This is a genomic window from Limisphaera ngatamarikiensis, from assembly GCF_011044775.1.
In the GTDB taxonomy this organism is placed as follows: domain Bacteria; phylum Verrucomicrobiota; class Verrucomicrobiia; order Limisphaerales; family Limisphaeraceae; genus Limisphaera; species Limisphaera ngatamarikiensis.
The window spans coordinates 40,991-65,696 of the sequence record NZ_JAAKYA010000053.1 but is presented as its reverse complement, the minus strand read 5'-3'; the positions used below and the strand labels follow the sequence as shown (position 1 = coordinate 65,696).

Here is a 24,706-nt window from a genome sequence, read left to right as displayed (position 1 = left end):
CCGCGGTTGAGGCTGCCACGGAATCGGGTTCGACGCCATCGGGCGAATGTTCGATTCAGTGTGGCTCGGGCCGCCATGGTACAAACAGCCGTACGTTGGTGCCGCAGCCGGGTCGGCTGAGAATCTCGCAACGACCCCCCACCTCGGTCATCCGCTGTTGCATGTTCCCCAGGCCGTCGCTCCCCGCACCCGGGGGCCCGGAATCGAAACCCCGTCCGTCGTCCTGGATTTCCCAGTAGAGTCCCTCCGGTTCGACGCGTGCGCAGACCCGGACCTCGGTGGCTCCGGCATGTTTCACCACGTTGTGGAGGGCCTCTTTCACGGCCAGAAAACAATGATGGCGGAGGTCCGGCGCCATGGGCCGTTCGGGCACCGGATCGGGAAGTTCCAACCGGCATCGGATGCCGGCCGCGTGCAGGTAATCCACTGCGTACTGGCCGGTGTAGTCAATCATCTGAGCCAGCGTGTCGTTCCGCGGGTTGACCGCCCAAACGATCTCGTCGAGGGACCGCACCGCCTGGCGTGCCGTGGTGGCGATCCGGCTCAACAGAGGGCCCTCCGCAGGTTCGCTCCGGCCCTGCTGGGCCAGGTCGCACAACAACGCGATGCGGGTGAGGCTGGCGCCCACGTCGTCGTGAATGTCCTTGGCAATGCGGGCGCGTTCGCGCAGCAAGGCCGTCTGATGCTCCAGCTCACGCAACCGCCGCCGCAACCGGCGAAACGAAACCCACCGCACGGCTCCGGCCAGCACCAGGGTGAGAACCACCACCGCACCCGCCTGAAACCACCACGTCTGCCACGGGAAGGGTCGGACCACAAAAGCCACGCCGGCCTCGGATTCGCTCCATACCCCGGCTGCCGTCACGGCGGCGACGCGGAACCGGTACCGGCCGGGGGGCAACCGGGGATATCCGGCCACACGTCGCGTGCCGGCCTCCACCCACGCGTCGTCGAACCCGTCCAGGCGATACCGGAAATGCACGTTTTCGGGTGCGGCATAGGTGAGTGCCGTGAACGCGAATTCGACCTTGCGAGGGCCGGGCGGCAACCGCAGTTCGCCGGACAAACCCCGGAGGTCCGTGGGCGGCGCCCCCTCGTAGACCCGTAGGGGAAAGCGACTGTCGTACAGTGCCACGGTCCGGTCATCCACGGTGATCCGCTCCAGGACCACCGGCGGCGGCGCTGCGTCCCGTGCCAGTGCACCCGGATGGATCACCGCCAGTCCCAATCGCGTGGCGATCACCACCCGACCGTCTCGACGCCGCACGGCGGCGGGTGCGCTGTCGTACGTGGCCGGAAGGGCCGGCAACCCTTCACTCCGCCCGTAGGAGATCGAGTGCACATAGCCGGTACCCGCCGCGGCGGCCGTCAGGTCCATCAGCGAGGCCTGAAACACGCCGCGATTGCCTCCGAACCAGAGACGACCCTCTCCGTCGGAGATGATCTGGGAGATGTAATCCTCCCCCAGGCCGTGCGCGGTGGTGAGCCGGGTCCACCGGCCGTCTTTCCACCATCCCAGTCCGTAACCCGCGTAACCGATCCAGAGCGATCCGTCCGGGGTGCTGTGCAGGCAGCGTATCGAGGGGGTTCGACCCTCCACGGGTACGGTTTCATTCCGCAACCGCCCGTTCTCCACCCGCAAGAGCAGTCCGTCGGCGGTGCCGATCCAGAGCCGACCGGCGGAGTCGATGGTCATGGCCCGGATGGACCGCGTGCCCGCCGGCAGCTCAAACGTCTGCCAGTGACCGTCGCGCCAATGCTGAATCCACGGACGCGCCCCGCCGGCGATCCACACCTCCTCCGGCCCGGCCGGGCACAGCGAACGAATCGCATGGTCCCAAAGTCCGTCAGAACGTCGCAAGACGCGAACCCAACCGTCGCGCCAGCGGTACAGGCCCCGTTCGCGTGTACCCACCCAGACACCCCCGGCCGGATCGGCCGCGACGCAAACCGCCCCGCCGCCGGGCCAGTCCTCCCGTTGGGTCAGGGCCTCCCAGCCCCCGTCCCGCTCGCGGACCAACTGGCCGTCCATGGTCACCACCCAGAGCCGGCCTTCGGTGTCTTCACACACCGACCGCACGGCCGCAAATGGCAACCCATGATCCGTGCCCCACAACTCGATCCGGCGCGGTCGCAACCGGTTCAACCCGCCGCCCGCGGTCCCCACCCAGAGGTTGCCCTCGTGATCCTCCGCCAGACACAAAATCTCCGGATGACTCGTTGGAACCCATTCCCAACCTCCCTGCCCGTACCGGCCCAATCCCGCCGTGCCCGTGCCCACCCACACACCTCCGGCCTGGTCTTCCCACAGGAGACGCGGCACCCACGACCGGGCACCTGCCGGCCATCGGAACACCAGGTCGGGTTCGCGCCCCGGTGTGAACCGGTACAACCCCCTGGCGGTACCCAGCCAGAGCCCGTCCGTGCGCCCGCCCGCAAGGCATTCCACCGGCTCGCCCAGTTCGAACTGAACCCGCAACTCCCCGTTTTCCATCAAGCCGACTCGCGGCCCCTGGGCAGCCCAGAGTCGTCCCTTGCGGTCTGTGGCCAGAACAACCCGTCCGCCGGGCCGATCCGTACCCTCGGCCGATCGCTCGACCCGGTTCCCCTCGATCCGCGCCCAACTACCGCTGGCGTACATCACCCAGACAGCGCCCGACGCCTCCTCGACAAACCCGGTGATCCGCAGGTCCGGCAATCCCTCGCGCTCGCCGTACACCCGCACTTTGTCGCGGTCCACGCACACCACCGGACCGCGGTCCATCCCCAACCACAGCCGGCCCGCACGGTCCCGAAACAAAGCCCGCACCACTCGATTGGGCACTCCCGGCAGGTGGGTGAGGGAAAACTCTTCAAATCGCACGCCATCAAACCGGGCCAATCCACCATGGGTGGCCACCCACAGATAACCCACTTCGTCCCGGGCCAGTCCGTACACCGTGTTCTCCGGCAGGCCCTCGTCCGTCTGCCAGACCCGGGCCGCCCACCGCGATTCCTCCGCCGGCAATGCCACGGACCACAGCACCAGCACCGCGGTGATGCGCATCCGCGCCAAAATCCCACTCCACGGTCGCACGTGGGCATCCTACCGGGCCTGCTACGTCCGACAAGACGACAACCACCCGACCCCACCGCCGCCCCAATGCCCGAGGGATCGCTCTCGAAGGGCACACGTCCCGCCCGCCCGACACCGAATTGCACCGGCCTGCAAAGAACGTTGACCCCGGGACTCCCCCGAATGGGGCGAAGAACAGCGTCCGGTCGCACCCGGCCGGGGGATCACTGGAACCACGCGCCGTAAACCAGCCCGCTGAGGGTGGCCAGCAGGATCACCAACCCGACGTAGGTCACGGTTCGCCGGGTCCCGAAGATGCTTCGCAGCACCAGCATGTTGGGGAGCGAAACCGCCGGGCCCGCCAGCAACAACGCCAATGCCGGACCCTTGCCCATGCCGGCTCCCAACAACCCCTGCAGGATCGGCACCTCGGTGAGCGTGGCAAAGTACATGAAAGCCCCCACCACGGCGGCAAACAGGTTGGCCCCCGGTGAGTTCCCACCCACCCAACGGGTCACCCAGGCCTCCGGAATCAACCCTTCATGTCCGGGCCGGCCCAGCAGGAGCCCTGCAATCCATACGCCGGCCAACAGCAGGGGAAGAATCTGCCTGGCCAGGGCCCACGTGGCGTTGAACCATTCCCGGGCCTCGCCCTCGCCGCGCGCCAACATCCACGCCAGGCCCAGCGAGCCAACGGCAAAGGAGATTTGCGGGTGCTCCGGCCACAACCACGCCAGCGCCGTCGTCACCGCCGCCACCGCCACCACCCGACGCCAGGGAAGCCCGATCCACCGGACCAGCACCACCGCCAGCAGCACCGCGCAAGCGCCGGTAAGTCGCCATTTCCAAGCCGCCACCCATGCACTCCAGCCGGTCACGGCCTCCGCGCCGGACCAGTTGGCGAAAACCAACACGCCCACCATCGTCGCAAAAAACCAGGCCGTCTGATGCAGGGGCCGGCCGCCGGTGGGTTCCGGCAACCCGGCTGCCTCGGCCGCCCGTGCCTGTTCCTCGCGCCGGAACAGCCCGTGCATGGCCAGACCCAGCACCACGCTGAAGGACACCGCCCCCACCGCCCGTGCAATCCCCAGGTCCAGCCCCAGAATGCGCGCGGTCAGGATCACCGCCATCACGTTGATCGCCGGCCCGGAATACAGGAACGCCGTGGCCGGCCCCAGACCGGCGCCCATCCGCCAGATCCCGGCAAACAACGGCAGCACCGTGCACGAACAAACCGCCAGAATGGCGCCCGACACGGAGGCCACGCCGTACGCGACCCATCGCGGGGCGCCCGGGCCCAGGTACTTCAGGACCGACGCCTGTTGGACAAACGCGCTGATGGCGCCCGCGATGAAAAAAGCCGGTACCAGACACAGGATCACGTGCTCGCGGGCGTACCATCGCACCAGGGCAAATGCCTCCAGCACCGCCTGGTCAAATCGCGGCTGCCCCACCGGCAGGAAGTAGCACAGAAGAAACACCGCCGGCAGACCGATCCACCAGCGCCAGTCGCGGGACTGATTCGTTGTCATTTCGCTCATTCGCTTATTCCGGGTTTCAGGGTTGGCATCGGTAAGGCTCCCGACGGGTCTTTCACGCGTGCACGCCGGGACGGCGGCGGCCGGAGCCCGACCCCTTGCGGGCACCGGTGGCGATCGTGCGGGCGGGGGCCGGCCCTGCCCCCGCGCCGGCGCCCTGCGGGGCTGCGGACCCTCCGTTGGCGCCGGCGTCGATCCCGGCAAGACACTCGAAAAGCCGGAGCACACACGGGGTGCGCAGCCGGTAGAACACCCGGGCCCCGCGCTTTTCATCCTCCACAATGCCGGCCTGTCGCAACAGGGCCAGGTGCCGGGAAACGGTGGGCATCCGCACTCCCAGCATTTCCGTCAGTTCACAGACGCAACGTTCGCCCCGGGCCAGTTCCTCCACGATGCAGAGCCGTCCGGGGTGGGCCAGGGCCCTGAACACCAGGGCCACGGGCTTCCACTGTCGCACGCGTTCGGGCGCACTCATCGGCGTTACTCTTAGCGTATTGGCTAAATATGTCAAGTCGGGGGCCACCATTCCACCCTGCCCGGCAGCCCCCAGCCCGGCAAACGTTGCCAACCACAAATTGACCAGGCGATCGAATACCGCCACCTCTGGGAGGGACCTGGAAGAACCCCGCACCCGCCGGGCGGGCCCGAACGGATCGTCCGGATCCGCATTAGTCCCCCGGGGCTCGGCTCGCCACCCTGAAGGGTAATACCCGCCCGTTTTAAACGAAAAACGCCAGAGTCGGGCGAATTGTAGGCGACTCCTACGGACGGATGCCGACCGAGGCAGGCCCCGGCTACTTTTCCAGGTAATGGGCGCTGATCAAGCTCAAGGACTGCTGTCACCCGGCAAGGCGCCAATCCGAATCGCGCGGGCATAGGGTTGGCGCCGCCGGCCGCCCGTCGTGCGGCCGGGCAGGCCGTTGCTGACGGCCAGAGGTGCCACCGGCCAATGGGATCCAACGGTGCGTCGCGGGCTTACGGGTCGGGCCGCAAACGCTTCCAGAGGAATGTAGGGTGAAAGATCCCCCGGGCGACCTAACCCGGCCGGTCTCCGGCCGCGGCAAACCGGAATTTCACCAGAGAAAAGCGTGCCGTCCCAATTCATCGGCGCTTTGCGTAGCGTTTGGCCTGATCCCGGGCTGGGAAGCAATCGGTCACGCCAAAAGTTCGAGCGGACCCGAAAGGCGGATGCTGGAAAGCGCGGGCCCGCGCAATTTGCGGTTCCGCCACTCCACGGCTTCCGCAAAGGAGTGCTCTCCTCAGCGTTTTACGAGGTTATACGCGGTCGTTCCGGCTTTCCGGCATTCCCGGCGCAAAGGCCTGGGATGGAAATCCGGCCGGGAGAGCCCCGGTCGAGCCCTGCCGTGGGGCGGCCATCGTCGAACCCATATGCCGGGGGAGCACAGGAGCCCTTCGAAGCCCCCCGCGGGACCGCCCGGGGTGGACCACCTGCTGAGCCGGGCCTATTCCGGGGCAGGAGGCCAAGGGTCGAAAGGACGGTCCCTGGCTGCGTCCGAGCCGGGGACGGCGCATGACCAGTTTTGGTCATATACGGCCATGGCGGTGGCCGGGTATGGTCGGGGCTGATCACCAGTGAGCTGAGCAAAAGAACACGAGGTATGCCATGAAAAACCTGACGCTGGTACTCGTATCGTTGGTGGCAATTCCCACCCTGCAAGCAGCCACAGCCTATGTGACCCGGTCGGGGTCAACCTATACCGGTCGGGTGGATGGCACGGTGGTTTACAGCGGCCCCAGCTACAATGCGGCCATTCAAGCCTGCATCGACAACATGAGCTCGGGGACCATCTATATTCGGAACAGCGGGACCTGCGACCCCACTTATGGCATTGCCCCCAAAGACGGGTTGATACTGGATTACGGTGGGACGCAGGCCTCCGGTACCGCGTCGACCATTTCTGTGATCCAGCTGGACCGGAAAAGCAACGTAACGATCCGGAATCTTCGAATTGCCGGCAATCCCCGCTATGGCATCTGGTCGCGAAGCAGCAGTGGGATCACACTGAGCGGGTGCAGCGCCCAGGTGACCGGCGGCCTGCCCTTCCGGTTCGACGACAGCAAGAGCGGGGGTTCCCGCAATATCAACGTCAACAGCATCACATCGAATGGGCAGACCGCTCATGGTCTGGAGACCTACACGGTGGACGGCTTTTACTGGAGCACGATCACGGCCAACGACTCAACGGGTTGTGGTCTCCTGCTCAACAACACGATTAATTGGTCGGGCGGTTCGGTTTACGCGTACAACTGCTGCTACGGAGGGGGTTATGCCGGCTTTCGCACGGCCAATAGCAACGGCAGGGGCACGGTCAACTACGTGGATGCGAACCGTTGTGGCCGGGGGATCTTCAGCCTGACGCAGAGCCGGGATGCCACCATCAACAACTGCTACATCCGCAATTGCAGCGGGATCGGGATCTGGCTGCAGGACTCGTACAACACTCATGTTCGTGCGGGCACGGTGGAGAACAATGCCGGCGGATGCTTCAGCATCACCGGAGGGTCGGGGAACTCGGTGAATGTGACCTGCCGGTGAGATCGGGGGATTAACGCCGATGGGGAACGGGGCTGACTCCTGAGCGAAAGTGATCGACACAACTCTGCGGGTTGGGTTCTGAGAATGGAGTTTCCCGTCCCCGTCGGCCCCGCCGGCCGGCTTTGTTTTCGCAGCAACCTCTATGAGACTGCGAACGTTTGGCGCGCTGGCGCTTCCCTTGTTGGCGGGTGGGCTACTGGGGTGGCTCGCACGGGGTTGGATCGGAGTTCGGGAGGGCCCGCAGCCGGCTCCGGTTTCAATCGGGGCGCAATACGCCGAAGAGGCGGCGTGGACCGGTTTGGCGCCGACGAAGCCCGGGCGCGTGGGGGAAATTCTGGCTCGCATTCGGCGTGCTTGTGAGGCGGGGGTTTGGCGGAGGTCCTCGGCATGGCAGTGGCTCCTGGGGCCCCTTACGTCCTCAGAACTTGAGCACCTGGTTCGGTCCTTGGGCCCCCTGCTCCATCATCCGGCCCAGAGGGAGTTGCGGACGTTCCTGATGGAGCTCTGGGCCCGAAAGGATGCAGAGGCGGCTCTACGGCATGTTTGGGAATGGCCGGGCTCCGGGGAACGGGACAGGCTTGTTGTGCTATGCTGCCGTGAGTGGCTGGAACAAAACCCCCAAAGCGCGGGCGAATGGATCCGGGCTCTTCCCGCTTCGCCGTTACGACACGAGCTGGTAAATCTTGCGGTGGAGGTATGGTCACGCACAGACCCCGCCGGGGCTCTTGAGTGGTGCCGGGAACTGCCCGCGACCCTGCGCGGTCGCAGTTACGAAGTGGTGTTTGAGGCATGGGGGGCCACGGCTCCCCAAGAGGCATTCAATTATTTGGTGGCCCTGAACCTCCCGCCACAACAGGGTTACCAAGCCGTCAGTGGGCTCTGGCGTGCCTGGGCACGTTCCTCGCCAACCGATGCTTTGGAGAGTGCACGTCGGTTGCAGTCCGACGTCCTGCGGCACGCCGCCTGGCGTGCGGTTTTTCAGTCCTGGGCGGAGCTGGCTCCGAGAGATGCAGCCGCGCATGCCGTCCAGCTGCCCGAAGGCTTGGAGAGGAACCGAGCCGTAATGACCCTGATCGAATTCTGGCCGGAATCTGATCCAAAAGGTGCCATGAATTTGCTGGAGGAGCTGCCCGGGGGGACGGCGCGGGAAGAAGCGCTCCGGCTGTGGATGCCGCATTGGGCCCAGGTGGAGCCCGAGGCAGCATGGGAAGAGGTTAACCGGCTGCCGCGCAGTGCGGTGCAAATGGAGCTTGCAGGCCAGGTGCTTCGTCAGTGGGCCCTGGACGATCCGGAAACAGCCCTGCAGAAGGCCCAAACCTTACCCCTGGGACAGGCAAGAACCGAGCTGTTGACGGACATTTTGACCCATTTGGCACGTCAGGACCCGCAAACGGCGTGGACCCGGGCTCAACAGTGGTCGGTGGAAGGAGAGCGATCTGCACTTTATGCCGCCCTGGCACGGGCCTGGACGGACATCGATCCCGGGCGGGCGGCTGAAGTGGCATCCCGGCTCCCTGCGGGTCCCGTGCAAATGGAGGTGATCCCTGAAGTCGCCATGGCGTACGCGGCGGTGGATGGGCGGGCTGCCCGGGAATGGGTCGCAGGTTTACCGGAGGGGCCCGCTCGACGGCTGGCATTAGAGCGGTTGGCGCAGCAATGGGCTTCGTTGGATCCACGCGCCGCCCTGGAATGGGTGCTCACCACATCCGCCCCCGCCGAGCAAAGGCGTCTGGTCGACACGGTGCTTCAAGAGTGGGTACGCCAGGATTCCGCCGCGGCCATCCAATGGTGGCAACAGATCCCGGATCCGGAGTTGCGATCGCACTTTGCCGGTCCAGTTGCCCATGAACTCGTTTACTCGAATCCTTTGCGGGCCCTGGAAATGGCGGAGCAAGTTACGGACATGGCAGAGCGGAAAAGCCTCTTCGACCGGCTGGCTCATGTCTGGGGCCGCTACGACTTGGAAGGGGCACTGGCACAGGTGGAGAGACTACGCGGCTCAGAGGTTGTCGGTGCATTTCTGAACGGCCTGATTCGCGGGGCGGCCGAATCGGACCCCGCCAGGGCGTGGTCCTTGTGGCAACGGTTCGGGCCGGGCGGGGTTCCTGCGGAAGCGTTGACCCATATTTTCGATGCCTGGTCGATGCAGGATCCGGCCACGGCGGCCCGACATGTGTGGGAGATTTCCGATCCGATGATCCGGGCACAAGTGATGGAGCAGTTGACCGCGCAGTGGACCACACAAAGCCCGGATAAGGTTCTGTCCTGGCTGCAAACGCTACCGGCCACGCCCGAACGGGACCTGGCACTGGCAGTCCATCTCCGACAACGTGCTGTCACTGACCCTCAGGTGGCCCACGCATGGCTCAACGCCATTCAGGATCCTTCCTTGCGAGAACAGTTGAGGATGGAGCTGAGCGGCCGGCAGACTGGGGACGCCGGAGCGTCCGTTGCTCCCGGTGGTGGATCCGGCCCGTGAGGAGGGCCGGCGCCGAACGGCAGGGACGAGCCGGAGGATTCAAGACGAGGGATTGCCGGGTCCCACGCCCCGATATCCACGAGCCCGACTCGTTGTCACAAGCGCAGATACTCTGCGCAGTTTTGATGGCCGGGGATTTGAGGTGGGACGATGGAGGTGGTATGAGTCGGGGCCATGAGGCGAGGCAGGCAGGCATGGGAATCGGCCGCCCGGAATGCGATCGTGGTGCAGGGGGCGCGGGAACACAACCTGAAGGATGTGACGGTGGTGATCCCGCGGGGCCGGTTCGTGGTGATTACCGGTGTGAGCGGATCCGGCAAGAGCACCCTGGCTTTTGACATTTTGTTTGCCGAGGGCCAGCGGCGGTTTCTGGACTCGTTGAACGCCTATGCGCGGCAGTTTGTGGAACAGTTGCCGCGACCGGATGTGGATCGGATTGTGGGTCTGCCGCCCACGGTGAGCATCGAGCAGCGGACCAGCCGCGGCGGGGGCAAAAGCACGGTGGCGACGGTGACGGAGGTGCATCATTTTCTGCGGTTGCTGTACGCGCGGCTGGGGGTGGTGCATTGTCCGGATTGCCTCCTGCCGGTGGCGCCCCAGACCCGCCAGAGTCTGCTGGCCGGGCTGCGGGCGGAGGCGCGGCGGCGCGGGCCGTTGACGTTGCTGGCGCCGGTGGTGCGGCATCGGAAGGGTTATCACACCGAGGTGGCGGAGTGGGCGGCCCGGCACGGATTCTCAACCTTGCGGGTGGACGGGCAGATGGTGAGCGCGGGGGCGTTTCCGCGCCTGGACCGGTATCGGGAACACGATGTGGAGATTGTAATGGGGACGTTGACGGGCCGGGCCGGCCGGGCGCTGGGGGGTGGCGGTGGTGACGATGCCGCGCTGGTGACGGCGGCGCTGGAGGTGGGGCAGGGTGTGTTGTTTGCGCTGGACGGGTCGGGCCGGCTCACGGTGCATTCGACCGAGCGGGCCTGTCCGGGCTGTGGTCGGTCGTTCCCGCCGCTGGATCCCAAGCATTTCAGTTACAATTCGCCGTTGGGCTGGTGTCCGCGGTGCCGCGGGTTTGGCGAGTTGTTTTATTTGCCGGAGACGGAACGGGGGGCGGACGCGGAGGAGATCGAGGAGACGTGGTGGAGCTGGGCCGAGGAACGTGAGACCTGTCCGGAGTGTGGCGGGACGCGTTTGAATCCGTTGGCGCGGGCGGTGCGTTTGCCGGTGGAAGGCGGGGCGGAGGGGGTACCGGATCAACCGACGCTGGTGGATCTGGGGCGGCTGCCGGTGGACCGGGCGGAGGCGTTTTTTCAACGGATCCGGTTCAGCGGCGTGGCCGCCCGGATTGCGCGGGATATTCTGCCGGAGATCCGGGCCCGGCTCCGTTTTCTGCAGGAGGTGGGCCTGGGGTATTTGCATTTGGACCGTGCGGTGCCGACGCTTTCGGGCGGGGAGGCGCAACGGATCCGGCTGGCGGCCCAGCTGGGGTCGAACCTCAGCGGCGTGTTGTATGTGCTGGACGAGCCGACGATCGGGTTGCATCCGCGGGACAATGAACGGTTGCTGGCGTGTTTGGAGCGACTCTGTGCGCGGGGCAATTCGGTGGTGGTGGTGGAGCATGACGAGCAAACGATGCGGCGGGCGGACTGGGTGATTGATCTGGGGCCGGGGGCCGGCATTCACGGGGGCCGGGTGGTGGCGGAGGGGACGTTGTCGGCGCTGCGCCGGCATCCCGCCAGTGTGACGGGTCGGTATCTGCGCATGCGACGGCGGTATCCGCGGCGCGGGGCGCGCCGGCCGGTGCCATGGCCGCCGGCGGGGCCCGGGGAAACGGGGCCGGATGACGTGGCGTGGCTGCAGCTGGCGCATGCGCGGAAGCATAATCTGAAGGATCTGACGGTTTGGATTCCGTTGCGGCGGCTGGTGGTGGTGACCGGTGTGAGCGGGTCGGGCAAGAGCACGCTGGTGCAGGAGTGCTTGTTGCCGGCGTTGCGGCGCGTGTTGGGGTCGCGCGACGACCGGGCCGCGGTCGGTTCCCCGGTGGAAGCCGGGGATGGCGAGGGCGGTCCGGAGGTTTTCGGGTACGAACATTTGCGGGCGGTGTACGAGGTGGATCAGAGCCCGATTGGGCGCACGCCGCGTTCGATTCCGGCGACGTACGTGGGGTTTTTTGACGAGATTCGCGCCCTGTTTGCGGCCACGCCGGAGGCGCGGATGCGCGGGTTTGGGCCGGGTCGGTTTTCGTTCAACAGTCCCGAGGGGCGATGCCCGGCGTGTCAGGGTGCGGGCCAGATCCGGCTGGAGATGAACTTCCTGCCCGCGGCGTTTGTGCGGTGCGAGACGTGCAACGGGACGCGGTTTAATCCCACGACATTGGAGGTGCAGTACGCGGGTCGGAACATTGCGCAGGTGCTGGATCTGACGGTGGAGGAGGCGCTGGAGGTGTTTGGGGCGGTGCCGTCGTTACGGCGGGCGCTGGAGGCGTTGCGGGACACGGGCCTGGGCTATTTGAAGCTGGGCCAGACCAGTCCGACGCTCAGTGGTGGCGAGGCCCAGCGGGTGAAGCTGGTGACGCATTTGCTGGCGGGTTTGCGCGGGGTGGAGGGCGGTGCCGGGTTACGGCGATCGGAGCGGACGCGCAAGGGGCACCTGTTTGTTTTGGAGGAGCCGACGATCGGGTTGCATGCGGCGGATGTGGAGGCGCTGGTGGGGGTGTTGCAGCGGCTGGTGGATGCGGGGCACACGGTGTTGGTGATCGAGCATCATCCGGAGTTGATTGCGGAGGCGGACTGGGTGATTGACCTGGGGCCGGAGGGTGGAGACGGCGGGGGCCGGTTGGTGGCCTGTGGTCCGCCGGAGGTGGTGGCGGCGTGTCCGGAAAGCCACACGGGCCGGTTTTTGCGGCCGTTGCTGGGGCGGTAGGGTTGGGGGGGTGATGGACCGGGTTTTTGGAGGCCGGTCCGTGGGGGCGCGGTGCGGGCGGGTCTCCGGGGTTGGCCGGATCGGTTTTACGGGCCGGGTGGGTGTTTCAGGCCGTGTGTGCGGCCTCGGGGCGGGTTGGGGCCGGCTCGGGGCCGGACACGGGTTCGGCCAGTTTGCGGGTGATGAGTTCGGAGGCGTCGCGCATGTCGTAGGGTTTGGCCAGGACGCTGACGTTGAGCTGGGCGAGCCGGGCGCGGAGTGCTGGGTCGAGGTAACCCGAGGCGAGGACACACCGCATGCGGGGCCAACGTTGGAGCACGGCTTCGATGAGCTCGAGGCCGTTCATGCCGGGCATGCTGTAGTCGGTGAACAACAGGTCCACGGGCTGGTCGGTGGATTCGAGGACCTTGAGGGCTTCGGGCCCGCTTTCGGCCACAAGGACCTCCAGTCCTGCGGCTTCGAGGAAGCTGCGGGTGAAGTCGCGCAGCAGGTCGAGGTCGTCCACGACCAGCACGCGTCCGCGGCCCTGGGCCAGTGGGGAGACGGTGGGTTCGGGGATGGGCACGGGGGTCTCGGAGGACAGCGGGAAGAAGAGGTGGAAGGCGCTGCCCTGGCCCAGGACGCTTTCCACTTCGATGAATCCGCCGGCTTCCTCGGTGATGCGCTGGACGATGGGGAGGCCGAGTCCGGTGCCTTTCCCGCGGGCCTTGGTGGTGAAGAAGGGGGTGAAGATGCGGGGGAGCAGGTCGGGCGGGATGCCGGTGCCGGTGTCGCGGACGGTGCAGCGGGCGTAAGGGGTACCGGGGCTGAGGTTGTGGCGTTTCGCCTGGTCGGTGGTGATGAGGACGCGTTGGGTTTCGAGGGTGAGACGGCCGCCGTTGGGCATGGCGTCCTGGGCGTTGACGCAGAGGTTGAGGATGGCCTGGCTGGCGCGGGTGGAGTCCAGGCGCACGGGGAGGGTTTCCGGGGCGGTTTGGACCTCGAGGGTGACGTTGCCGCGGAGGGTACGCCGGACGAGGACCAGGGCTTCCTGGAGGATCTGGTTCAGGTCGAGGACGGCGCAGTTGTCGTTGCTTTCGCGGCTGAAGGAGAGGAGCTGCTGGGTGATGTCGGCGGCGCGGGCGGCGGCCAGGTCGATTTGTTCGATTTCGCGGCGGAGGCGGTGGTCGGTGCTGATTTCGCGCAGGAGGAGGCCGCAATTGCCGCGGATGGCCTGGAGGAGGTTGTTGAAGTCGTGGGCCACCCCGGCGGCGAGGGTGCCGATGATTTCCATTTTTTGGGCCTGGAAGAGCTGTTGTTGGAGTTCGTGGTAGTGGGTCTGGTCGGTGATGTTGCAGATGAGGCCGCGGACCTGGGAGCCGTCGATCCACGGGGAGACCTTGACCAGCCAGAAGCGTCCGTCGGCGGTTTGGTAACGATTATCCGCGGGCCGTCCGGTTTGGAGGACTTCGCGGAAGATGCGTTCCAGCTCGGCGCGTCGGGCGGGGTCGGGGACGTAATCGAGGAGATTGCGGCCCAGGACGGGAGGGGCTTCGATGCGCAGGCCGGCGTGTTCGGCGGGCAGGTGTCGCCAGCCGTCGTTGGCGTGGGTGAGGCGGAATTCGCAGTCGAGGCTGTAGATGGCGCCGTCGAGGGACTGGAGGATGCTGTGGATGAAATCGCGCTGGATGCGGAGTTGTTCCTGCAATTGGATGCGGAGGGTGATGTCGCGTTCGCAGGCCACGTAGCCCATGAACCGGCCGGCCATGTCGGCGATGGGCGAGATGGTGGCCTCGACGTGGTAGGGTGTGCCGTCGCGGCGGATGTTGACCAGTTCACCGATCCATTCGCGGCCCTGGGTGACGGCCTCAAGGTAGGCCTGGACCTTTTCCTGTTCGAACGGGGCGCGGAGGAATGCGTCAGGGCGGCCCAGGACCTCTTCCATGGAGTAGCCGGTGAGGGTTTGGAAGGCCGGGTTGACGAAGGTGATGCGGAGGTCGGTATCGGCCAGGAAGAAGGCGTCCGGGGTGGCGTCGATGGCGGTGATGAGGCGTTGGATGTGCGTTTCGAGTCGGAGCCGGCGGCTGACGTCCTTGAAGATGAGGAGGTAATGGTCGGGACCGAGCGGGACGTACTCGAGGTCCACGGGCAGGTGGGGGGCACCGTCGCGCAGGGTGATGACCGAATGGAGGAGGTCGGGTCGGGCGGGTCGGTGCTGGAGGGCGTGGCGGAGTTTTTGGTCGGCTGGCGGGGCGACCCACTGCCAGAGGGAGAGGGTTTCGGGTGCCGTGCCGGGCGGGATTTGGAAGAGGTGGGCGGCGCGGCGGTTGAATTGGACGATGCGGCCGTCGGAGCGGCAAACGGCCTGGGCATGCTCGGCGGCTTCGAACGCGGCCTGCCACCATTGGGCTGCAGCGTCGGTCCCGGGTTGGGTTTGCGATGGCGTCCGGTTCAGCATGCGGCACAACCCTGATCGCGGTGGTCCGGGTCAACAATAGACCACCAGCGATTGGGTTATCGGCTGAATCCGGTGATGGTTGAGGAGTTTTTCGATGAAGGTGGCGTTGAGGCGCTGGCCTTCGGGGATGAGGAGCAGCCCGTTGGCGGTGTAAACGCCGCGGGCCAAGACCATGCCGGGTCGAAGTTCGGCCAGGGTGACTTCGCGTTCTTTGCGGGGCAGTTCGACCGTTTGCAGCGCCTGAAGGAAGACGCGCACGGCCTCGGGGTCGAAGGCGCTGCCGGCCTCTTGTTTGATGCGCTCGGTGGCGTCGGTGGGTGGGAGGGGACTGGAGGCGTAGGCCACGGCGACGGCCAGGAGCCGTGCCAGCCAGGGGATGTTCTCGCCCACGAGTTGGTCGGGATACCCGGCGCCGTCAAAGCGTTCGTGATGGGCGCGGATGATCTGGCCGACCTGGTCGAGGTCGCTGGTGAAGGCGGCCAGTTCCTGGCCGAGGATGGGGTGTTGTTCGATGAGCGCCTTTTCCGCGGGGTTGAGGGAGTGTGGATCGTCCTGCCAGCGTCGGATGATGTGACGGGGGACGCCGACCAGCCCGATGTCGTGCAGGAGAGCGCTGCTTTCGAGGACGCGGCGGTCGTGGGGGGAGAGTTGTGCCACCTGGGCCATGCCCCGGCAGAGGGCGGCCACACGCCGGGCCTGGCTGCCGAGGGAGGGGTAGAAGGTCTGCATGGTGTGCACGCAGAGCTCGAGGGAACGCATGAGGTTGCGTTCCAGGGCGGCGTTGACCCGGGCCAGCTGTTCGTTTTGTTGGGCGACGAGTTTGATCTGCTGTTCGAGGGACCGGTTCAGCTCGACCAGTTGCTGGTTCATCTGCTGGGTGGCGGCCTGGAGGTGGGCGTTCTGGCAGATGAGTTCGTAGCGTTGGACGGCGTTTTTGACGGTGGCGAGGAACTCCTCACGCAGCCAGGGTTTGACGATGAACCGGTAGATTTCGCCCTTGTTGATGGCGTCGATGACGGTGTCGAGGCTGAGCACGGCGGTGATGAGAATCCGGGTGGCGAAGGGCTGGAGCTGGCGGGCGCGGGCCAGTAGTTCCAGGCCGGACATACCGGGCATGCTCTGGTCGGTGATGATGACGGAGAACTCCTGTTGTTTGAGGAGTTCGACGGCGGCCAGGGGATCGGCTTCGGTGACGACCTCGTACGGGGTTCGGCGGAGGGTTTCGCGCAGGGCGGCCAGGACAATCTCCTCGTCGTCCACCACCAGGATCGGCGGGGGAGTGAATTCCGGATCGGGGTTGAAGTCCTGGATCGGGTCCATGGCTCAACGGCTGTCGAAGAGGCGGCGGAGTCGGTTTTGCCATTCGGGGGCGGGCAGGTCCACGGGCATGACCAGGTCCACCCGTTCCACGAAAGCGGTGTCGAGTTCGTCCTGGTTGCAGGCGGTGAGGCAAAACGTCTTGAGGGGCAGGCCGATGGTGCGCACGCGGTCGAGCAAACGGCCGTAGGCGCGGCCGGTGTCCTCGCAAAACAGCATGAGGGCGGTGAACTGGAAGTAGGGCGAGTGGAGCAGTTCCAACGCCTCGGCCTCGGAATGGGCGGGCGCGACGTAGAATCCGCTCTCCCGGAGTCGTGCCACGACCTGGTGAAAGGCGGGCTGGGCGGTGCCGACGGCGAGGATCGTGTGGCGTACGGTGCGCTGTTCGGAGGCCTGGGGTGTGGCGTCGGCGTTCAGGTCGGCCAGAGGGAACCAGAAATGGAAGGTGGTGCCGCGGTTTTCCGCGGTTTCGACGGAGATGGCCGCGCCGTGCCGTTCGGCGAAGAGGCGTGTGTTGTACAGGCCCAGGCCGGAGCCCTTGCCCAGCGGTTTGGTGGTGAAAAACGGGTCGAAGATGGCGTGCAGAAGCCGGGCGGGAATTCCCACGCCGGTGTCCTGCACGGCCAGTTCCACCACCGGCGAACGCGGCATGGCCCCCTGGAGGGGTTGCACCGGCGGCTGTTGTTGATGGATGGCGGTGCGGAAGGTGAGCTGGCCGCCCTGGGGCATGGCGTCCACGGCGTTGAGGGCGAGATTGACGAGCACCTGCCGCAATTCGACGGCGTCGAGGTACACAGGGCACTGGCCCTCGGCGAGGTCGGTGGCCACGCGAACGCGCCGGGCCAGCACCTTGCGCAGGAGCTCGGCCATGGAACGGACGATGTCGTTGAGGTCGTGGAAATTTTTCTCGCCAGGGGTTCCCTGATGGAGTTGGCGGAACCGGTGGGCCAGTTGGCTGGCTTCCAGGGCCGTGGTGCGGATGAGTTCCAGCCCTTCTCGCAACCGGCTGTTGGTTTCCAGCTCGGCCTGGTAGGTCTCGCTGAGGGAGATGATGCCGGTCATGATGTTGCAGAAATCATGGGCCAGGCCGAGGGTGAGGGTGCCGAGGGTCTCCTTCCAGGACATGGTGAGCAGGCGCCGCTCGGCGATGGTTTGGCGGGTGATGTCGAGCCACAACCCTTCGTAGCCGAGCAGCAGCCCGCCGGCGGTTCGCAACGGCTGACGATACTCCCAGAGATAACTGACGCGGCCGGTCTGGAGGTGGCGGATGCGGTAGGTGGTCACGCCGCCCTCGGGGGGCCAATCCGCATGGCGGAAACGGCTCATGAGCATCTCGACGTCGGCCTCGTGAACGACCCGCCAGAAATACTCGGAGCTGCGACGCCATTCCCGGGGCGGCACGCCGGTGAGTTCCTCCACGCGCGGGCTGATGTAGCGGAAGGAAAAGTCCGGCCGCTGACTGAACAGAATCCCCGGCCAGTGATGAATGAGGTTTTCGAGCTGGGCCTCGGCCCGAAGGAGCCGTTGGTAGGCCTTGTGGGCGGCCACGCGACCCCAACGGTCCGGCGGAAAGAGTTCTTCCCATTCCCGGGCGGGCGGCAGAGCGGTTTCAAGCCGGACATGGAATTCTTTCTCGCCGCGGCAGAGGTCCAACAGAAGGTGTTCGGAGTCCGGGGACTGGTCGGCCGGCAGTTCCAGCCTGTCGAAATCGGAGGCGGTGGCGAGGAAGTCCCGCACCGCGGGTTCCCAGCCGGGATGGCGCTGGCCCAGCAACCGGGGCAGGGAACATCCGGGTAATTCCCAGGGGGACATCCGCAACCAAAGGGCGAGGCTGTCGTTGGCGCGGAGGATTCGACCCGCCTCATCGAGCACCGCCCAACCGTTTTCCAGCAAGCCGGAGGGAGCAAACCCGGACGGGGAAGGCACGGTTGCCAGGACCGGATCCTCGGGGTGACCTGCAGGTCCGGGTTGCCGCTGTCTGCCGCTCAACGCCTGCTTCATAAGTGGGTTGCTGTCGTGGCCGCATCGGTTGTGCCGCTTCAACCGTGCGTACCGCCCACCACGCACGGGCCATTCGGCTCCTGGAAGGGCCCAACGCTCTCGAGCCACGGCCCCGGGCGGGACCGCCCGGGCGCCTCTGCAGGGCTGCGCCTTCGCAAAGCGCCGAGCCCGCGCTACCCATGACATTTCTGGCAGATTTCACCGAGCCGAACAAGTGACATTTTCGCTGCGCGGTCCGCCCATGCGCCTTCACATCCCCGCCGGCCGCAGGACGCAACCTGCAATCATGGAAACACGTCCGCCGGGAGCAGCCCGTACAACTTCATCCCCGGCCGGTCCTCGACCCCGATCCGAGGCCCGGGACTTTCGTCGCCCCTTTGAGGAGATTTCCGGCAGCCATACTGCCGGCTTCCCCACACCCCGGTCCAAAGGCGGCGGCTTGATTGAAAATGAGGGACGGTCGGTGCGAATCTCCCGACCTGTTCGGAGCGGTGCGATGTGCCGCGTGCTGGCGCTCCCTCGGATGCCTCAGGGTCAGCGCCGCAATGCACTCCGGGAACCGCGGGCCATGGTTTCGTTGCAGTGGGGATGTGCCGCCGTTGCCGGCGTGCGCGGAGGCAGCCTCTGGTTCGGTTTTCCCGGGAGCGGATCGGAAACGGTTGGCGGGCTTGCCTTGTGGGTGAGCCCGGTCCGTCTCCGGCCGCCCCCGGCTTTCAAATCGGCCGGGTTCGAGGGTTCACACCCGGTGGATTCGTTCGGTAGGCCACCTGCTCAAAGAGCCCCGGGGGCGATCTCTTGCGGACCCTGCAGACCGCCTTCGACTGATCTCTCAAGACCCGCGCGGGGCTGGTCGAGCCGGGGACGCCGGCCGTTGACGGGCCGGTGGCGGTGGCCTACGGTCCGGATCGTGGAGTTCAAACTGGTGGCGCCGTATGAGCCTGCGGGCGATCAACCGCAGGCGATCGAAAAACTCGTGGAGGGGCTGGAGGCCGGCGCCCGGCACCAGGTATTGCTGGGCGTGACCGGTTCGGGGAAGACCTTCACCATCGCCAATGTCATCGCCCGTGTGCAGCGCCCCACCCTGGTCATTTCGCACAACAAAACCCTGGCCGCCCAGTTGTACGCCGAGTTCAAGGGATTTTTCCCCCACAACGCAGTGGAGTACTTCATCAGCTACTTCGACTACTACCAGCCGGAGGCCTACATCCCCAGCACGGACACCTACATCGAGAAGGACTCGAGCATCAACGAGGAGATCGAGCGCATGCGGCTCTCGACCATGAGCAGCCTGTTTGCGCGCCGGGATGTGATCGTGGTGGCCAGTGTGTCCTGCATTTACGGCATCGGCAGCAAGGAGGACTACGAGGCGATGCTCATCCATCTGCGGGTGGGCCAGACGTTGAGCCGGGATCAATTACTGGAGCGGCTCGTGGCCTTGCAGTACAGCCGTAACGACATTGCCTTCCAGCGAGGTCACTTCCGCGTGCGCGGCGACACGGTGGAACTCTGTCCGGCCTACAGCGAAGAGGCCGTCCGCGTGGAATTTTTTGGCGATGAGATCGAACGGTTGACGCGGTTTGATCCCCTGACCGGGCGCAAGCTGGAGGAGGTTCGGCAGCTGACCATCTTCCCGGGCAAACAGTTCGTGACCACGGCCGACAAACTGAAACGGGCGCTGGTCACGATCCGGGAGGAACTCGAGGAACGGGTCGCGTGGTTCGAAAAGCAGGGCAAACTGCTGGAAGCCCAACGCCTCCGGATGCGCACGGAATACGACCTGGCCATGCTCGAGGAAATGGGGTTTTGCTCGGGCATCGAGAACTATTCCCGCCACATCGCCGGCCGGCCGCCGGGTTCGCGTCCCTGCACCCTGCTGGATTTCATGCCCGAGGACTATCTGCTGGTCATTGACGAGTCCCATGCCACCATCCCGCAACTGGGCGGCATGTACGAGGGCGATCGCTCCCGCAAACAGACCCTGGTGGATCACGGGTTCCGCCTGCCCAGCGCGCTGGACAACCGGCCGCTGCGCTTCGACGAATTCCAGGCCCTGCAGGGTCAGACCATCTACGTGAGCGCCACGCCGGGACCACGCGAACTCCAATGGGCCCGCGAAGACGCCCTCCGGCGCCAGGGACGCAAGGTGATGGTTCCCGGGGCCGATCTCCCGGGCGGGGACGTCACTCAACTGCCGACCCTGGCCGGCCCGATGCCCGGCGTGGTGGAGCTGGTCGTCCGGCCCACCGGCCTGGTGGACCCCAAGGTGACCGTCAAGCCGTTGCGCGGGCAGATTGACGATCTGATCGAGGAATGCCGAAAACGGGCCGACGCGGGCGAGCGCGTCCTGGTGACCACGCTGACAAAGCGGACGGCCGAGGAACTGACCGATTACCTGCGGGAGATCGGCATTCGCGTCCAGTACCTGCACAGCGAGATTGACGCGTTGGAGCGCGTGGAGATCCTGCGCGCCCTGCGCAAGGGCGAGTTCGACGTCCTGGTGGGCATCAACCTGCTCCGCGAGGGGCTCGACCTGCCGGAGGTTTCGTTGGTGGCGATCCTGGACGCCGACAAGGAGGGGTTTTTGCGCAGCGAAACCAGCCTGATCCAGACGGCGGGCCGGGCCGCCCGTCACCTCAACGGAGAGGTCATTCTCTACGCCGACGTCATGACCGAAAGCATCCGCCGGTTCCTCGCGGTCACCGAATACCGTCGCCAAAAACAACTCGAGTACAACCGACGCCACGGCATCACACCCCGCAGCGTCCAGCGCGCCGTCGAGGAAAGCCTGCACATCCGCGAAACCACCCGACAACAGGCCGAAACCGTCCTGCGCGAAACCGGCGTGGACGTCGACCTCACCGAGACCCTTCGGGAACTGGAGGCGGAGATGTTGGCCGCGGCCGAGCGGCTCGAGTTCGAAAAGGCCGCCCTCCTGCGCGATCAAATCCAGGAACTGAAACGCGCCCTCCAACCGGCGAACCCGGCGGCCGGGGCCGAACCTGCCGGGGCGGGCAGCCGTGCCCGGGGCCGTCCGCTCAAGTATCCGCGGCCGCGCACCGCCTCACGCACACGCACACGGCGCCCGACCTCGTGAGCAGGTCCCGTGTCCGCAGTCAGCGACCGCCCGCTGCAAGGGCGGGCGCGTCCCGCCGCCCGCCGGAGCCGGCGGCCAACACCTCGCGCAAGGCACGTCCGGTGTGACTCTCCGGACAGGCCGCCACCACCTCGGGCGGACCGGTCACCACCACCCGGCCCCCCTCGGCACCGGCCTCCGGTCCGAGGTCAATCACCCAATCGGCGCACTTGATTACCTCCAGGTTGTGTTCGATCACCACCAGGGAATGCCCCCGATCCACCAGCTGCTGAAAGGTCTCCAGCAGGATCCGTACGTCGTCAAAGTGCAGGCCCGTGGTGGGTTCGTCGAACAGCAACAGCAGGGTCCGATGGTCCGACCGATCCGGTGCCGCGGCCGGTTCGGTCCCCGGCACGGCCGCCAGGTGCCGCACCAGCTTCAGTCGCTGGCTTTCGCCCCCGCTGAGGGTGTTGAGCGGTTGACCGAGCCGCAGATAGCCCAGACCCACGGCCTGCACCAACCGCAACGCCGCCAGGGCCTGACGCACCGGGGCCGAAGATTCCGGGAACCGTTCCAGCCACGCGATCGCCTCGTCCACCGTGGCCTCAAGCAGGTCGGCCACGGACCATGCCGCCGCGCCGTCCGGGGCCAGTTTGATCTCCAGGATCTCCGGCCGATAGCGGCGCCCCAGGCACTCCGGACACCGCACGAACACGTCGCTGAGGAACTGCATTTCGATCTTTTCAAAGCCCGCGCCGCGACAGCGTTCGCACCGGCCCAGGGGGGAGTTGAAACTGAACGCCGAGGCCCGGTACCCGCGCGCGCGGGCCTGGGGTGTTGCGGCAAACAACTCGCGCAAGGGCTCGAACGCACCGGTGTAGACGGCGGGATTCGAGCGCGGCGTCCGCCCCAGGGGCGATTGATCCACCCAGGCCCAACCGCACAGCGCTTCCCAACCCTCGAGCAACGCGCCCTCCCGGTCGGCCAGCGCCAGTTCATCCGGCTCGGGCACGCTCTCGGCGTCGAGTCCGTCCGGATTCCAGTCCCGATCCCGGCCTCCTTCGGCGCCGGGCACGCGGGCCGCCAGGGCCGGCACCAGGACCTCGCGCACCAGCGTGCTTTTGCCCGAACCGCTCACCCCCGTGATACAGACGAACCGGCGCAGGGGAATCGAGACCGTCAGATCCCGCAGGTTGTGTCGGGTCGCGTTGCGCACGGTCAACCAGGACACCCGCCCTGCATCGGCACCGGTCCAGGGCCGCTCCGCCAGCGCCCATGGCTCCGGGACGCGCAGCGGTGCGCCGGAAGAACCGGCCGTGGCGAGCTCCGACACAACCGGTACGGGCCGGCGAGCCGGCACGGGAATGTGGCAGCGACCACTCAAATAACGCCCGGTCAGGGAACGGGTCGAGCGGAGCATCTGCCGGTAACTGCCCTGGAACACGACCTGCCCGCCTTCCGCCCCCCGGCCCGGACCCAATTCCACCACGTGATCCGCCGCCCGGATCACCCCGGGTTCGTGCTCCACCACGACGACCGTGTTGCCGGCATCCCGGAGACGGGCAAGGATCCGTACCAGACGTTCGGTGTCCCGCGGGTGCAGGCCCACACTCGGTTCATCCAACACAACCAGCGTATTCACCAGCATCGAGCCCAGACAGGCCGTCAGATTCACCCGCTCCGTCTCGCCCCCGGAAAGCGTTCGCGTGGGCCGATCCAGGGTCAAATAACCCAGGCCGACCTCGTCGAGATAGCACAGCCGGGACAGGACCTCCTCCAGCGCCACGGTGATCGGGTCGTGGGGGCGGCTGCGGTGGGACCGGGCCAGCCGGGTCATGAGCGCCAGGGCATCCCGCACGGGCAGGGCGTAAAAGTCCGCCAGAGAGAGCCCGGGCAACCGGACTCCCTCGGCGCCCTCGGGACGGTGGTTTGCCGCTCCCGCCCCGGCGCGGTCCCCGGCCAGCGGCTCGGTCAGGCGATACAACAGCGTTTCCGGCCGGAACCGGGTGCCGCCACAGGCCGGGCAGGGCACGTACGCTCGGTACCGTGAAAGCAGCACCCGCACGTGCATCTTGTAACTTTTGCTCTCCAGCCAGCGGAAGTAACCGCGGACACCGTACCAGGCCCGGGGCCATTCATGTTCCTCGTCCTTGCCGTAATCGGGATCGCCCTCGAGGATCCACGCCTGCCATTCGGGTTTGAGCCGGGCAAAAGGCACGTCGGTGGGTATGCCCAGCACCCGGCACATCCGCAGCAGATCGCGCTGGCATTCGCGGCCCAGGCCGGTCTGCCAGGGTCGAATGGCGCCCTCGGCCAGGGTGCGGTTTGGATCCGGTATCGCACGGCGGTAATCGATGGTGATGATGCGCCCAAACCCTTTGCACTCGGGACAGGCACCCAGCGGGTGATTGAAACTGAATCGTGCCGGCGACGGCTCGGGATACTCGATGTCGCAGCGCGGACAGTGCCGGCCCAACGAAAACGGCAGCACCGCAAGGATCCCGAGGTTCGAACCGGCCGGGCCCGGAGCCGACGGCCCGGCATCGGTCGGGGCGATCAATCGAACCGTCAACCGTCCCTGACCAAAGTGATAGGCCTGCTCACACGCCTCCAGAAACCGCGACCGTGCCGCCGGCAGGAGCCGGATGCGATCCTGGACCACGGTCAATCGGGCGGGCTTGAAAGCCCCCGTCCGGGCCCGTTCGAACCATTCCTCGATGCGTTCGACACGATCCTCGTACCACAGCCGCCGATAACCCTGCCGCTCCACCAGGTGGAGCGATTCCTCCAACGACATGCGCCCGGACAACGCCAGGTCGAAGGTCACCACCGCCTCGCATCCGGGGTGTTCCCGCGCAGCGTCGGTCACCCCCTCCCACACCAGCGCGGGGGTGTCACGTCGAACGGGTTGACCGCACCCGCGACAATGCAGCACGGCCAGGTGCGGCCACAGCACCTTCATGTAATCGCAAATCTCCGTCATGGTACCGACCGTGGAGCGCGTGGTCCGCACCGTGTTGCACTGTTCCAGCGCAATGGCCGGGGGAATGTTCTCGATTTCGTCCACGGCCGGTTTGTCCATCCGATCGAAGAACTGCCGTGCGTAGGGGGAGAACGTCTCGATGTAGCGGCGCTGGCCCTCGGCGTAGAGGGTGTCAAACGCCAGGGAACTCTTGCCCGAACCGCTCAGACCCGTGATCACAATGAGCCGGTGCGGCGGCAGTTCCAGGTCAAACCCCTTGAGGTTGTTCTGGCGAACCCCGCGCAGCCGGATGGGCGGCAATGGAACGCGTCTGGCCATCGGAAGTCACAAACGTTTCGCGCCCGGCAGGT

General features: G+C 66.5%; 10 protein-coding genes and 1 pseudogene. 4 read left to right on the top strand and 7 right to left on the bottom strand.

Annotated elements, in window-relative coordinates; all coding sequences use genetic code 11:
- Positions 1–55: 55 nt before the first annotated feature.
- From G4L39_RS08185 to G4L39_RS08175, 3 genes are all read right to left on the bottom strand, one after another.
- The gene (locus G4L39_RS08185; protein ID WP_165107360.1) at positions 56–3,076 is read right to left on the bottom strand and encodes a two-component regulator propeller domain-containing protein; all 3,021 of its coding nucleotides are present in this window, start codon (positions 3,074–3,076) and stop codon (positions 56–58) included.
- A 203-nt stretch (positions 3,077–3,279) separates the two neighbouring features.
- On the bottom strand, positions 3,280–4,596 hold the full coding sequence (locus G4L39_RS08180) for a permease (protein WP_165107358.1): 1,317 nt from the start codon (positions 4,594–4,596) through the stop codon (positions 3,280–3,282).
- A gap of 52 nt (positions 4,597–4,648) precedes the next feature.
- On the bottom strand, positions 4,649–5,068 hold the full coding sequence (locus G4L39_RS08175; RefSeq protein WP_165107356.1) for an ArsR/SmtB family transcription factor: 420 nt from the start codon (positions 5,066–5,068) through the stop codon (positions 4,649–4,651).
- A gap of 1,149 nt (positions 5,069–6,217) precedes the next feature.
- Here G4L39_RS08175 and G4L39_RS08170 point away from each other — a divergent pair.
- The 3 genes and pseudogenes from G4L39_RS08170 to G4L39_RS08160 all read left to right on the top strand — a co-directional run.
- Entirely contained in the window at positions 6,218–7,150 is a 933-nt protein-coding gene (locus G4L39_RS08170) for a right-handed parallel beta-helix repeat-containing protein (protein ID WP_165107354.1), read from the top strand.
- 142 nt (positions 7,151–7,292) lie between these two features.
- Positions 7,293–9,629, top strand: coding sequence for a hypothetical protein (locus tag G4L39_RS08165; RefSeq protein ID WP_205880873.1), 2,337 nt, complete (start codon positions 7,293–7,295; stop codon positions 9,627–9,629).
- 204 nt (positions 9,630–9,833) lie between these two features.
- A pseudogene (locus G4L39_RS08160) lies at positions 9,834–12,545 on the top strand (excinuclease ABC subunit UvrA); the annotation flags it as partial.
- A 106-nt stretch (positions 12,546–12,651) separates the two neighbouring features.
- On the opposite strand, the gene G4L39_RS08155 reads toward G4L39_RS08160, so the two are convergent.
- The 3 genes from G4L39_RS08155 to G4L39_RS08145 are packed head-to-tail and all read right to left on the bottom strand — an operon-like array spanning position 12,652 to position 18,300.
- Positions 12,652–14,982 (bottom strand): PAS domain S-box protein, encoded by a 2,331-nt coding sequence (locus tag G4L39_RS08155; RefSeq protein WP_165107350.1) that lies wholly within the window; start codon positions 14,980–14,982, stop codon positions 12,652–12,654.
- Positions 14,983–15,012: 30 nt separating this feature from the next.
- Positions 15,013–16,302, bottom strand: a complete 1,290-nt coding sequence (locus tag G4L39_RS08150; RefSeq protein WP_165107348.1) for an HD domain-containing phosphohydrolase — start codon at positions 16,300–16,302, stop codon at positions 15,013–15,015.
- 3 nt (positions 16,303–16,305) lie between these two features.
- On the bottom strand, positions 16,306–18,300 hold the full coding sequence (locus G4L39_RS08145) for a hybrid sensor histidine kinase/response regulator (protein WP_165107346.1): 1,995 nt from the start codon (positions 18,298–18,300) through the stop codon (positions 16,306–16,308).
- A gap of 904 nt (positions 18,301–19,204) precedes the next feature.
- Here G4L39_RS08145 and uvrB point away from each other — a divergent pair.
- Positions 19,205–21,394, top strand: coding sequence for an excinuclease ABC subunit UvrB (gene uvrB, locus G4L39_RS08140; protein WP_425485741.1), 2,190 nt, complete (start codon positions 19,205–19,207; stop codon positions 21,392–21,394).
- Between the two features lie 19 nt (positions 21,395–21,413).
- Here the strand turns inward: uvrB and G4L39_RS08135 are convergent, their stop codons facing one another.
- Positions 21,414–24,674 carry an excinuclease ABC subunit UvrA gene (locus tag G4L39_RS08135; RefSeq protein WP_165107343.1) on the bottom strand — a complete coding sequence of 1,087 codons (3,261 nt, stop codon included), beginning with the start codon at positions 24,672–24,674 and terminating at the stop codon, positions 21,414–21,416.
- Between the last annotated feature and the right edge of the window lie 32 nt (positions 24,675–24,706).